11 protein-coding genes are annotated in these 12,093 nt (G+C 44.7%); 8 read left to right on the forward strand and 3 right to left on the reverse strand.

The window, feature by feature from the left end; genetic code table 11:
- Nucleotides 1-231 precede the first annotated feature (231 nt).
- The 4 genes from G3R49_RS11770 (at nt 232) to G3R49_RS11785 (ending at nt 5,674) form a co-directional block, all read left to right on the forward strand.
- Nucleotides 232-2,286, forward strand: coding sequence for a cytochrome c3 family protein (locus G3R49_RS11770; protein ID WP_130600759.1), 2,055 nt, complete (start codon nt 232-234; stop codon nt 2,284-2,286).
- A 466-nt stretch (nt 2,287-2,752) separates the two neighbouring features.
- Nucleotides 2,753-4,600 carry a hypothetical protein gene (locus G3R49_RS11775; protein WP_167869797.1) on the forward strand — a complete coding sequence of 616 codons (1,848 nt, stop codon included), beginning with the start codon at nt 2,753-2,755 and terminating at the stop codon, nt 4,598-4,600.
- 194 nt (nt 4,601-4,794) lie between these two features.
- Nucleotides 4,795-5,283, forward strand: a complete 489-nt coding sequence (locus G3R49_RS11780; protein ID WP_167869798.1) for a GNAT family N-acetyltransferase — start codon at nt 4,795-4,797, stop codon at nt 5,281-5,283.
- A gap of 76 nt (nt 5,284-5,359) precedes the next feature.
- Nucleotides 5,360-5,674: a putative quinol monooxygenase gene (locus tag G3R49_RS11785; RefSeq protein ID WP_167869799.1), complete on the forward strand. Its 315-nt coding sequence runs from the start codon at nt 5,360-5,362 to the stop codon at nt 5,672-5,674.
- A gap of 117 nt (nt 5,675-5,791) precedes the next feature.
- Here the strand turns inward: G3R49_RS11785 and G3R49_RS11790 are convergent, their stop codons facing one another.
- A complete protein-coding gene (locus G3R49_RS11790) occupies nt 5,792-6,043 on the reverse strand; it encodes a hypothetical protein (protein WP_130600767.1) in 252 nt (83 codons plus the stop codon).
- A 166-nt stretch (nt 6,044-6,209) separates the two neighbouring features.
- Between G3R49_RS11790 and G3R49_RS11795 the strand changes: the two genes are divergently transcribed.
- The 3 genes from G3R49_RS11795 to G3R49_RS11805 all read left to right on the forward strand — a co-directional run bounded on the left by G3R49_RS11795 (nt 6,210) and on the right by G3R49_RS11805 (nt 9,873).
- Nucleotides 6,210-7,091, forward strand: a complete 882-nt coding sequence (locus tag G3R49_RS11795; protein WP_167869933.1) for a radical SAM protein — start codon at nt 6,210-6,212, stop codon at nt 7,089-7,091.
- Between the two features lie 211 nt (nt 7,092-7,302).
- The gene (locus G3R49_RS11800) at nt 7,303-8,694 is read left to right on the forward strand and encodes a DUF1800 family protein (protein ID WP_167869800.1); all 1,392 of its coding nucleotides are present in this window, start codon (nt 7,303-7,305) and stop codon (nt 8,692-8,694) included.
- A 12-nt stretch (nt 8,695-8,706) separates the two neighbouring features.
- Nucleotides 8,707-9,873: a DUF1501 domain-containing protein gene (locus G3R49_RS11805; RefSeq protein ID WP_245335356.1), complete on the forward strand. Its 1,167-nt coding sequence runs from the start codon at nt 8,707-8,709 to the stop codon at nt 9,871-9,873.
- Between the two features lie 132 nt (nt 9,874-10,005).
- Here the strand turns inward: G3R49_RS11805 and G3R49_RS11810 are convergent, their stop codons facing one another.
- Nucleotides 10,006-10,284, reverse strand: coding sequence for a hypothetical protein (locus G3R49_RS11810; protein ID WP_167869802.1), 279 nt, complete (start codon nt 10,282-10,284; stop codon nt 10,006-10,008).
- A 98-nt stretch (nt 10,285-10,382) separates the two neighbouring features.
- Nucleotides 10,383-11,219 carry a mechanosensitive ion channel family protein gene (locus tag G3R49_RS11815; protein WP_130600775.1) on the reverse strand — a complete coding sequence of 279 codons (837 nt, stop codon included), beginning with the start codon at nt 11,217-11,219 and terminating at the stop codon, nt 10,383-10,385.
- 333 nt (nt 11,220-11,552) lie between these two features.
- Between G3R49_RS11815 and G3R49_RS11820 the strand changes: the two genes are divergently transcribed.
- Entirely contained in the window at nt 11,553-12,020 is a 468-nt protein-coding gene (locus G3R49_RS11820; RefSeq protein WP_130600777.1) for a hypothetical protein, read from the forward strand.
- Nucleotides 12,021-12,093: the final 73 nt, after the last annotated feature.

Below are 12,093 nucleotides of genomic sequence, written 5' to 3' on the forward strand. Positions count from 1 at the left end.
GGTTTGGTGTGGGCTTGAAACGTAAGTGTATGAAATTATAGGTTTAGTTTTCTTAAGGTTTTTGGGTTAACAAATGGTTTAATTTTTGTTTGTGGGTGGTAATTCATGTTTCTGGCATAAACAATCATTCACAACTTCGTCACGTGACTCTTATCGCAACCCTATTTGGGCAAGTTTTATAGAATTGTCATTGGGAGATACTCATAAAGAGGTATTAAGAGGATGAAAACGATGAAAAGATTTAGCCAACACAGAATCGCCTTTGTGGTTGCTTCGGCACTCGCTCTGGCGGCTTGTAGTGGTGAAGATGGTAAAGACGGCAAAGATGGTGAAAATGGTGAAGATGGTGTGAGCCCGACTCCACCTGTTGTCGAGGTTTCTGAAGTTACTGAGCTTAATTATGTGAGTCACATGATTGAAGAAGGGCAGGTAACTGTGGAGTTCAACGCTACTGATGAAGCAGGCCTAGTCATTAACGGTTTAGAGCAAGTGGGTGTATCTGTATATCTTGCCGCGGTTACTGACAATGGTATCCAGCGCAGTCGTGATGGCACTGTAGGTGGCTCAGCTGATTTAGAAACTGAAGGCGCAAGCTTAACCCTGTTAGACAATGGTAACTACGAGTTTGTTGCACCTATGTCGGCTGTTCAAGCGGATACAGACGGTATTGTTCGCTTAACTGTTGGTGATTTAAGACGTGACCCAGGTCCGATTGCTGCAGCAGGTATGCTGGTTCATAAGCCTGAAGAAACGATTCACACTACAACAACAGAAACATGTTACTCATGTCACGTTGACTTTGCGACGTCTGACATCCGCCATAACTATTATGTTGTTCAAGATGTTGATGGCAATACAGACTTCGTGGGTAGCTGTTTAGTTTGTCACAACAACGTAGCACGTGATGTTGCTGAAGACGGTTCATCTCTCGACACTGGTGGTTATGCTAAGTTAACGATGCAAGCCATGGGTCATATCAATCACCAGAAGTTTGAAATGGACTTCCAGGTGACTAACTGTTTCACCTGTCACGCAACTGAAGTCATGAATACCAATATTACTGGTAACGGTTGTAGCGACTGTCACGGTACTAATACTGAATCTGTAATGGCAATGGCTAAGAGCTCGCCTGCATACACTAGTGACACAAGCAGCTTTGACGTTCGCCAAATGCACGCAGATATCTCAGCGTTAAATGAGCGTAAAGCTATCCGTGCTCAGTACAGTACTACAGCGAGTGCACCATACTATGACGATACCTATACCTATGATGATGGCAATGGCTATGCTGGTACCGGTGGTTATTGTATTGACCTTAAGCTTTGGGATAACGCTACTGACACACCAGTACAAGTAAACATTAAGAACCTTTACGATGCTGGCGAGCTAGCCTATACCGGTGCTTACATTGATGGATATGATCTAGAAACTGGTTCAATCGTTGCACGTGCGATTAGCCGTTATGACACTGGCCTAGGCTACTATGATCGTGAAGATGGAACCCGCTCAGTTTGTTACACCTTCATCGACTTTGGCGACCAATCTGGCTTTGCTCACCTAGCAGGTAGCACGCGTCTAACCTTTAAAGATGCAGGTTGGATTGACTCAGACAGTGAATACGGTGTGTCATTCACTAGCTTTGCTGGTATTTCAGAGCTAACTGTATCGGCGGACCCTGCAGTGCCGCATACGCTAGTTGATATCAATGAAGCTCATGGTCGTCGTTTCATCATTGACAATGAAGCATGTACTACTTGTCACAACAATGAGACTAACTATCATAAGAATGGTTCGTACAATGCTGGTGGTCAGGACTGTGTAGCATGTCATAACAATGGTTACGACCGCAATGCTGCTAAGTCTGCTCCAGGCTTTGGCCCTATGATTCACAGCATGCACTGGGGTGTGGGTAACGCACTATCAGGCAACAAGGGTCAAGACGAAGATGGCAACAACATTCAAAACTCAGCGGCGAGCTTAAATGCTGATAACTGTGTGTCTTGTCATAGCAATGGTATCGACATGGACGCAATTCCAAATCGTTACATGCTGTCTAAGTCGCTTAATGATGGTACTTCTGGCGTGATGACAAGCCCTGTATTAGCAAACTGCTCTGCATGTCATGACTCAGAGGCTGCGTTAAACCACATGATGCAAAATGGCGGCGAGCTAAACACAGTGAAAGGCGATGGCTGGTACACAGTACCTACCGCTGAGTCTTGTGCTACTTGTCACGCGACCGGTAAATCATTCGGCATCGATAAGTACCACGTGTTTGAGCGTTAACTTAGCGTAGAACTTAACTCCTGCGGCGCTTCTCTACTAACCCATGCCGCAGTGAGTTAGGCAATATCTAGAGAACCTTACCTTGTGATTTTATAGGGAGCTTTTGCTCCCTTTTTTTGTTTAAGGCGCATTACTGAACTGCTCAATTTTTGTTAGTCAATTGATGCTCATCAAGTTAACTAATGGTAAAACTGGCTTTTGGGGTGGATTTTTAAGTTAAGTTTAATCTTAATATTATTTTAACCAAATAAGCTATTGAAATTTATATACATATTATTCCTCGCTGCAGCCTTAAGTCTCAATTAATCTTGCTAGTTTGCAACCTGTCTCATTATTCCCATAGAAAGCTGATAACAGTTTGTTATATGGCTGTTTTCACGTGATTTTGCTCGCAAATCCATCCCCTTTGCTTATTTAGACTTATTCGCGGGAGATACTCACTAAGTAGTAATAAGAGGATGAAACGATGAGAGAGTTTAACAAGTGCAAAGTCGCATTTGTCATAGCTTCGGCAATGGCAATTGTTGGCTGTAGCGGGGAAGACGGTAAGGATGGTATTACGCCTCCGCCACCATCGTCTGGCACCTCGTTAGAAACCAGTATTAACATGATTTCCCATAGCCTTGATGAGGGTATGGCGACATTTGAATTTGAAGTCACTAACGAAGATGACAAGCTCGTTTCTGGTCTGCAAAAAGCCAATGTTGAAATAGCTGAGCTGACTGAAAAGGGTATTGCCCGCAGCCGCGATGACTTTGAAGGTGAGCGTGCTGGTGGTAATGCTAGTGAATCGACAGCAGGCGCTAGCTTGACTGAGATTGAGACTGGTCGGTATGAGTTTATTGCACCAATGGAAAACATTAACGCGGCTACTGAGGGCATTATTCGTCTTGCGGTAGGTGGTAGTGAAGCCATTGCTAAATCGCGTTATACCATTGTTGCTAAGTCTGAGAATGTGCACACCACAACTACTGAGACTTGTCAGGGCTGTCACGTTGACTTCCACGCATCTGATATTAAGCACTCTAGCTATACAGCCATTAACGCCGACGGTGAAACTGATTTAGTTGCCGGTTGTTTGGTATGCCATAACAATGTTGAGCGTGACCACGGTGGTTATGCCCGCAATACTATGCAAAAGCTAGGTCATATTAATCACCAGAAGTTTGAAAAAGACTTCACTCCAACCAACTGTTATACCTGTCACGCTGAGCCTGTGATTAACACGAGTATTGCTGGCAATGGTTGTAGTGATTGTCACACAAGTGAGGTGTCAGACAATGCTATGGCGATGATGGCAAGCGGTGAGTTTGATGCACGTGAGTTCCATGCTAAGTCGCAGCATATTGGCTTAGATGAGCGCATTACTATCCGCGCTGAGCATACCACTGAGCTTTCAGCTATCTACATGAGCATTGAAGGTGAGTACTGTACTGATCTTAGCTTATTCAAAGGTGAAGAGCTGCTTGATATTGAAGCGCTATACGCTGATGGCACCCTAAGCTATGCCAGCACATACATCCATGGTTACCATAATGAGTCTCTAGTGGGTCGTGAGTCACGCACTTACAATGAGTCTTACAAAGGTGATGGTACCAAGACTTTCTGTCACCCTGTGCTTGACCTAAATACACCGCAAATTATGGCAAGCTCGCGCTTGACCTTTAAAGGTGGTAACTGGGTTGATGAAGATGGAAAGCATGGTGTGTCATTCACGGCTTATTCACCTGTTAGCTCTTTGAGCGATTTAGGTAATGTGATGGACTATGACCGCCGTCATTCTGTGACTGCAGATAGTTGTACTACCTGTCACAACAACGAGACTAACTACCATAAAAACGGTAGCTATGCGGAAGGCGGTTTAGACTGTGTGGCTTGTCATAATAATGGTCAAGACCGCAGCGCCAAAAACTCAGCTCCTGGCTTTGGCCCTATGATTCACTCAATGCACTGGGGTGTAGGTTCATCAGCTGTTACTGGCGAGCCAAACTCTGCAACTGAGCTGGCAGCTGAAAATTGCGTAGCGTGTCATGCTGATGGTATTGAGCTTGAGGCTATTCCTGATCAATACATCCGTGCTAAAGCTTTCCACAACGGTGACAATACCAAGATGGCAAGCCCAATCATGGCTAACTGTGTTGCCTGTCATGACTCTGCACAAGCTATCAACCACATGGAGCAAAACGGTGGTGAGATTGATGCTGAAGTTACGCCAGACTGGTACACACAGCCTACTGGTGAGTCTTGTGTAACCTGTCACGCTGAAGGTAAGTCTTTCGGTATTGATAAGTTCCATGTGTTTGAGCGTGACTAAACCAAACACAGATTTGCATTTGGGTTATTAGGCTCAAATCAGCAACAGCCTAAAAGGGAGCGATTGCTCCCTTTTTTACGTTGTTTGCGGTACAGCTCTTAGTACACCTTTTACTTGCGTTATGCTTGGCTAATGTTTCGTTAGCTACTACTATGGTCGCCAGCGCAAAAGCGGAATGACATTGGAGGGTGTAAATGTCCTTAACCTGGCATAATCTTGCCTTTAACCAGTTATCACTCGATAACCTTTATGACCTGTTAAAACTGCGCGTGGATGTATTTGTGGTTGAGCAGAATTGCCCTTATCCAGAGTTAGATGATAAAGACAGAGACAGCCAAACTCGGCACCTATTTGCCACCAATGAGCTGGGTAAAATTGCCTGTTATAGCCGCGTGTTAGCGCCGGGTATGAGCTATGTGCAGGCCAGTATTGGGCGAGTCATTGTCGCGCAAGACTTTCGCGGCGCTAAGCTTGGTGTACCCTTAATGCAAAAATCAATTGCTATTGCGTTAGATGCTTGGCCCGATGCTGGGATTCAAATTGGTGCGCAGCATGCGATTGAAAGCTTTTATCAAGAGCTAGGCTTTGTGGCGGCATCTGAGATGTACCTAGAAGATGACATTCCGCATATCGATATGATTTATCAAGGCGACAACTGCCCTGGTACAGGGCGCTCAAGTTAAGCTGATGTTTTGACTAAAACTCAATACATTAAGGTTGCGATCATTATCTGAAATTATAAATAAAGGACTTACTAGGATGGACTATAAGATCAATACGTTGCAGCTTGTTTGCGTTGCACAGTTTACTGCTAAAGCTGGTAAGCGAGAAGAGTTAGTGGCGGCATTAGCGGCGCTTATTCCTGATACTCGCCGCGAAAGTGGTTGTATTCGTTATGAGCTAAATGTCAGTCTCGATGACGATAACAAGGTTGCTTTTGTTGAGAAGTTTGTTGACCGTGAAGCGTTTGATAAACATTGCGCCAAAGATGCCATTCAAGATTATTTCCACAATGTGATGCCTGAATTGGTCGAGTCACATCATGTTGAGGTATTTAACCAGGTTATAGCTTAACGCTCTAAAGTGATTAGTTGTGGTGAGAGTCCAATAAAAATGCGTGTTGCTTTAAGCTTCACGCATTTTTTGTATCTGATCGGCATAGTAGCCTGTGGCGATCAGCATTAGTGCTGCCTAGTGCTCGCGGATAGTAATTTTTGGTCTTAGGTCGACTTCGCCATCAGCATGGATCACCGCAATATCTTCTTGCTGCTTAACGACAGCTAACGGGCCTTTACGGGTTTGGCGCACAAATAGTAAACGGTAACCGAAGCGGTGCAGATCGTAGAGAGCGACTTTCTGATCTGCCGTGGTTAACTCCCAAAACTCTTCGTTTGTAAACGAGGTGTCGCGACGTTCGTTTAACTGGTAAGCGACTTGGTTCATAATAGCTGTTACCTGTGTTCTTATAGTTGTTAATTAAAGGTTAACGCCAGCTAATATAGCAATAATTACTAGCTTGTGTAGTATTTTTAAGCAAAAAGTATGAGTTTGTCATGCAAATAACACATATATTTAATCAGTATGCGCGCCAGTTAACAGCAAAGGGAAAATTGTGATCCAGTACATTGAGCCAGTATTCCGTCCGCCGTCGGAGTGGAAGTCACTTATTCTGCAAGTCACTAATGGCTGCAGTTGGAATAACTGCAGTTTTTGCGACATGTATACCCAGCCACAAAAGCAATTTCGAGCGCAAAAACTCGATAAGATAGAAGCTGACATCATCGCTGCCGCGCAATCTGACGCGCCTATATCTAGGGTATTCCTTGCCGATGGCGATGCCATGACGCTGCCATTTAATCGCCTAAAGGCCATTTGTGAGCTAATCAACAAACATCTGCCTAGTGTTACCCGAATTAGCAGCTATTGCTTGCCGCGTAATCTAACCAACAAAACCGTTGAGCAATTAATACAGCTTAGAGAAATGGGGCTGTCGCTGATGTATGTTGGCTGTGAAAGCGGTGATGATGAAGTGCTTAAACGTATTCAAAAAGGTGAAGACTTTACTTCATCATTGGCGGCGCTAGATAAAATCAAGCAAGCTGGAATGAAGTCGTCCGTGATGATCTTAATGGGGCTAGGCGGCACAGAATTATCTAAGCAACATGCTATTGCCTCTGCGCAGCTAATGAACGCTGCTCAACCTGAATACTTATCTACCTTAGTGGTTACCTTGCCGTTAGGCACAGTGAAAATGGATGCCGCCTATGATGGCGAGTTTACCCTGCCTGATCAGCGCGGCTTGTTAGAAGAGATGCAATTGCTGCTCAGTCATCTTGAGCTTGATAAAACCATATTCCGCTCAGACCATGCCTCTAACTATCTAGTATTAAAAGGTGTGTTAGGCAAAGACAAAACTGCCTTGCTCGGTCAGGTAGAGCAAGCGTTACATGGCATGGTGCCATTAAGGCAAGAGTGGCAGCGAGGGCTGTAGCCTAGTTGATGTTGTTGAAACAGTCGGTGTCTTTGATGCGGTTGAGGCCGAGATGAATACAGTGCATTTGAGTCTCAAGAAACGTCAGCCAATGTAAAACCATGTAAAAGCGCTGCAAACTTGGCGATGCTGGGTTAATTTAAACATAATGCTAACAATGTAAAGGGCGTCTCGTAATCTTTATTCAGGTGCCTTTATTTTAGGAGTCGTTATGTCTGTACATGGGGTGATTGCGGTTAATCGCTTTGGTTATGGCGCTAAGCCTGGCGAGCTTGCTAAAGCGATAAGCAATCCACAAGGGTTTCTAAAACAGCAGCTAAAGCAGCCTGAATTTAACCGCGTGTTGCCATCAGCATCTGAGTTAATGCAAAAGCTTTATCAGCAGCGTCAGCAAGCGAAAATGCTAGAGTCAAAAAAGCAAGAGTCTCAGAAACAACAGACACAAAATAAAGAGTCAGCCACATCACCTTCAAATAATAACCAAACTAAAAAGCCGCCTAAGGTGCAGCAACAGGCTTATCGCGACTTTTGCCAGGATAGCTTTAAGGCTGCGGTTAAATCCGATAATAGCTTGAGCTGGCGATTGTTAGACTTCTTTTCAAATCATTTTAGCGTAACTGCCCAAGGCCCTGTGATGACGGCGCTCGCGCCCACGCTAGAGCGGGAAGCGATTGCGCCAAATCTGTTCGGCAGCTTTGCCGACATGCTTGATGCGGTCGTGCATCACCCCGCAATGTTGGTTTACCTCAATAATCAACAATCATTTGGCGTTAATTCAAAAATTGGTAAACGCAAGGGCAAGGGCTTAAACGAAAATCTCGCTCGTGAAATTCTCGAGCTGCATACTCTTGGCGTTGACGGCCCTTACAACCAGACTGATGTTATCGCGCTGGCTAAGGGGATTTCTGGTTGGAGCGTGTCAAATAAGTCTAAACACAGTGGTCGTAATGGTTTTTTCTATCGCGATGCAGGGCATGAGCCTGGCAGCCAGCAATTAGTCGGTAAACGTTTTGGCCAGTCTGGTGAGGCTCAGGGTAGAGCAATGTTGAAGCACCTTGCCTTACACCCAAGTACGGCAAAATTTGTTAGTTATAAGCTTGCCAAACACTTTATTAGTGACGAGCCCGAGCAAGAGTTAGTTAATGCTTTAGTTGCTCGCTGGCAACAGACACAGGGTAATTTGAAGCAAGTGGTTGAAGCGCTAATTGAGCATCCACTTGCTTGGCAAAGTGAGCGGGCTAAATTTATAACACCAAGAGAGCATTTGATTTTTGCTCACCGAGTTACTGCAGCTCCCTTACCAAAAACACGCAATCTGATTGGATTATTAAATCAGCTTGGGCAGAGACCATTTAAAGCCGGCTCACCTGCAGGTTATGGCGACACTGAAGGTGACTGGTTAAGCGATAAAGTGATGATTGACCGTATTACCTGGTCACGCATGCTCGCCGCCAAAGTGAGTAAACTTGATGTAAAACAGCTTATTGAACAAGTTTGGGATGAGCAGTTAAGTCAACGCTCTTATCTCAGTATTACTCGTGCTGAAAGTCGTGTTGATGCCATTACCTTACTGCTAATGAGCCCTGAAACACTGAGAAGGTAAGCGGAGATGACGATGAATAGACGCGATTTACTGAAGCTGTTTGGTGGTAGCTTAGTGGTTATGCAAAGCCCGCAATTACTCATTAGCTCTGCAAATGCAACAAGCTATAGCAAAACTGAGCAGCCATTATTTATCTGGGTGATGCTCCGAGGGGCGCTGGATAGTTTGCACACAGTAATTCCTGAGTTTGATGAAAACTATATCAAGCATCGCCCTAAGCTCGCTAAGCAGCTCGGCACAGGGTTGCCGTTAGAGAAGGGGTTTAGCTTAAACCCAGCATTAGCTGAGCTGCATAGCTGGTATCAAAATAGTGAGTTGCTGCCGATTGTGGCGGTAGGTAGTGGTTATCATGGTCGCTCACATTTTGACGGTCAGGATTTTTTAGAAAGCGGGCAATCGAAAGTAAACTCTAACGCCATAGATACCCATTCAGGGTGGTTGGGGCGCACCTTGCAGATGTCTGCCTATCATCGTAAAGCCATTGCGATCGATCAAACCGTGCCGATTAGTTTACGTGGTAGTGATGACGTCAATGCCTGGTATCCGTCAAACGCAAAAGACGTGGGCGATGATATTTATAGTGCGTTGATGAACATGTATCAGGATTCACCCAAATTAAGTATGAGTTTGCAAAAGGGTTTAGAGCTGCAAAAAAATGCTATGGCTCAGCAGTCCGGCAAACAGCGAACCAAGTTTGCCAATCTAACTAAGGCCTGCGCTAATCTTTTGCTTGCTGACAACAAGTTAAGCTGCGCCGTGTTAGAGCTAGGTGGTTGGGATACACACAATAATCAGCATGGGCGTTTAGCAAGACAACTCAAAGAACTAGATGATGGACTGGCATCTCTTAAGGCTCAGTTAGGTGAGCGTTGGCAACATACGGTTGTAGCCGTTGCCACAGAGTTTGGCCGCACAGTTAAAGAAAACGGCACCGGCGGCAGCGATCATGGCAGTGCAGCTTGTATGCTACTAGCTGGCGGCGCAATAAAAGGCGGCCGGATACTCGGTGATTGGCCAGGGCTTGCCAAAAGCGAGTTGTTTGAAGGACGTGATTTGATGCCTACATCAAATTCTCTGCAATGGTTGGCAACCGTACTAGCCCAGCATTGGCAAATTAAACCTGCGCATATGCCAGCGTTATTTGGTGGTTTGCAGACTTACAGTGAGCAGCTAGTGTGAAGCTTTCGTGGTCTAAAAGGCTTACTGCAACAAGCAGCAAGCCTTATTTGATATGACGCAATAATCGAATCTCAATACCGAACACTACGGTTGTTCTTTGGCAGTTAGCAGCAGGCACTTAGCAGCAGGCAGTTAGCAGTCGCCACCACCTCCGCCACCGCAGTCTCCTCCTGAGCTACCGTCACCATAGCTAGTGTAACTTGCCCCATAGGTGCCAGTGCCACTTCCTAGTGAACCGCGCCTGTTAACTTTGCTATTAGATGACTTGAGGTGAATGATAAAAGCACAAATCAGTGCGACAACGGCAATGAGCAGTATGCCCCAGGCGCTAACATCGTTAATGTCTGCGATCGCTAATTTGGTACCTGCAAAAGCCAGTGCTGCTCCTAAGATTAATAATGCATACTTCATGTCTTCTCCTTGACCTGAATGAGTGATGGTCTTCAGTCTACACTATTTATCACAAGCTCAAGCTGCTTATCCTGAACTCAGGCTGTTTACCCGAGCGACTAACTTTCGCTATTTGCCACATATTTGAGCGGACAAGGAATGGTGATGTTAGCTGCTTGCAAGGCATTAATAATCGCTAGGTTAGTTTGGTATTTAGCTTCAAAATACTGCGGCGTTGGCACCCAGTAACGAATGCCAATTTCAATACCTATGCTATTAAATCCGTTTACACCAACCAATGGCTTTTGCTGTTGGTTTACTAGCTCTGCATTAGCTAATTGCTGCTCAATAATACTGATAGCCTGATTGGTATCAGCTTGATATTCGACATTTAGCTTAGTTTCAACCAGCTTGTATTCAAATGAGTTGTGTAAAATTTCGCCAACAATATGCTTGTTAGGAATACTGATACATTCACCTTCTTCATTGGTCAGTATGGTCAGCCCGAGTTTAATTTCTTTAACCACGCCAGCAACGCCCTTAATTTCAATGGTGTTGCCCACGACAAAAGGGCGAGTCACGATAATAGTGATACCCGCTGCATAGTTGGCTAGCATACCTTGCAGTGCTAAACCTGCACCTAATGATGCTGCACCAATCGCTGCCACCATTGGGGTAACGCTAATGCCCAGTTTACCTAAGCAAATGACCCCGACCATTACAATAATCACAATGCGAATTAGGTTGGAGGTGAAGGTGGTTAAGGTGACATCGATATTGTGTTTGGTCAGCAAGTTGGTGACCAGATTGGAAACTTTGTTGGCGACCCAAAGGCCGATAAGAAAGATAAGTACAGCGCCAACAAGCTGGAAACTGTATTGCACCAAAAATTCTAAAATGAAGTCGTAAGCATTCTGTAATTGTTGAATTTCTTGGTTTAGGCTTGGCTGATCCATTCGATGTTCCTTTATCGCAATCAAGCGGAAAATATGCCTGTGATGATAGCAAGCTTTAAAGCTAGGATCTAAATCTAGCTTGAGTATTTACCCTAGCTTTGGTTTGGGTTGGATCAAGTCTGACCTATTATGAATGTAGACTTAAAACGAGCACTCAATAATCATTGCTGTGAGTTGCTTCAAGCTCTATTCTAAGCGCGCTGTTATGGGGCTGAAATTAGGTTATATTGAGCGTTTAGGTCTATTGTCTAGCAGCAATACCGCATTTGCTGCTTATTACGGAAATAGTAAAATTAGTGAAACTCAATTTCGCGAATTAATTAAGGGTTAGCCATGTTGAAAACTGTGAGTCATTGTTTGGTTGCTTTAGCGCTTTTTGTCGGCGTTGCCGGTAAGGCCATTGCATTAGAAGCGGGTGAGAAGTTAGCTGCGTTAGCGCTTAATGATCAATTTGAGAAACCTTTGCAGCTAGAAGAGCAAACCCAATACTTGTTGTTCAGTAAAGACATGGCTGGCGGTGAAGTCGTGCAAGAGGCGTTAACTGAAAACCCAGTGGCGGCAAGTGGCAAGCTAGTCTACTTCGCCGATATTAGCGGTATGCCATCGCTAATCGCGCGTTTTGTGGCTATCCCTAAGATGCAGGATTATGACTTTGTACTTGGGCTTGATAGAGAAGGTGAGGTGACAGCAAGTCTACCTGTAGAGGAGAAAGCCGCGACCTTAATTGAGCTTGATAACTTCAAAGTGAAAAGTGTTAGCTTTTTTGAAAGCGCTGATGAACTTAAACAAGCATTGAAATAGGCTTCGAAGCCTTAGTGCTAGTCAACTTAGTTTGACTTAACTTAATTTTACTCAGAATAGAAAAGGACGCTTA

The sequence above is a fragment of the Shewanella sp. WXL01 genome, assembly GCF_012263345.1.
In the GTDB taxonomy this organism is placed as follows: domain Bacteria; phylum Pseudomonadota; class Gammaproteobacteria; order Enterobacterales; family Shewanellaceae; genus Shewanella; species Shewanella maritima.

Excerpts from the sequence above, each read along its gene's own strand:
- G3R49_RS11770 (WP_130600759.1), top strand. The coding sequence starts at position 232 with ATGAAAAGATTTAGCCAACACAGAATCGCCTTTGTGGTTGCTTCGGCA.
- G3R49_RS11775 (WP_167869797.1), top strand. The coding sequence starts at position 2,753 with ATGAGAGAGTTTAACAAGTGCAAAGTCGCATTTGTCATAGCTTCGGCA.
- G3R49_RS11780 (WP_167869798.1), top strand. The coding sequence starts at position 4,795 with ATGTCCTTAACCTGGCATAATCTTGCCTTTAACCAGTTATCACTCGAT.
- G3R49_RS11785 (WP_167869799.1), top strand. The coding sequence starts at position 5,360 with ATGGACTATAAGATCAATACGTTGCAGCTTGTTTGCGTTGCACAGTTT.
- G3R49_RS11790 (WP_130600767.1), bottom strand. The coding sequence starts at position 6,043 with ATGAACCAAGTCGCTTACCAGTTAAACGAACGTCGCGACACCTCGTTT.
- G3R49_RS11800 (WP_167869800.1), top strand. The coding sequence starts at position 7,303 with ATGTCTGTACATGGGGTGATTGCGGTTAATCGCTTTGGTTATGGCGCT.
- G3R49_RS11805 (WP_245335356.1), top strand. The coding sequence starts at position 8,707 with ATGAATAGACGCGATTTACTGAAGCTGTTTGGTGGTAGCTTAGTGGTT.
- G3R49_RS11810 (WP_167869802.1), bottom strand. The coding sequence starts at position 10,284 with ATGAAGTATGCATTATTAATCTTAGGAGCAGCACTGGCTTTTGCAGGT.
- G3R49_RS11815 (WP_130600775.1), bottom strand. The coding sequence starts at position 11,219 with ATGGATCAGCCAAGCCTAAACCAAGAAATTCAACAATTACAGAATGCT.
- G3R49_RS11820 (WP_130600777.1), top strand. The coding sequence starts at position 11,553 with ATGTTGAAAACTGTGAGTCATTGTTTGGTTGCTTTAGCGCTTTTTGTC.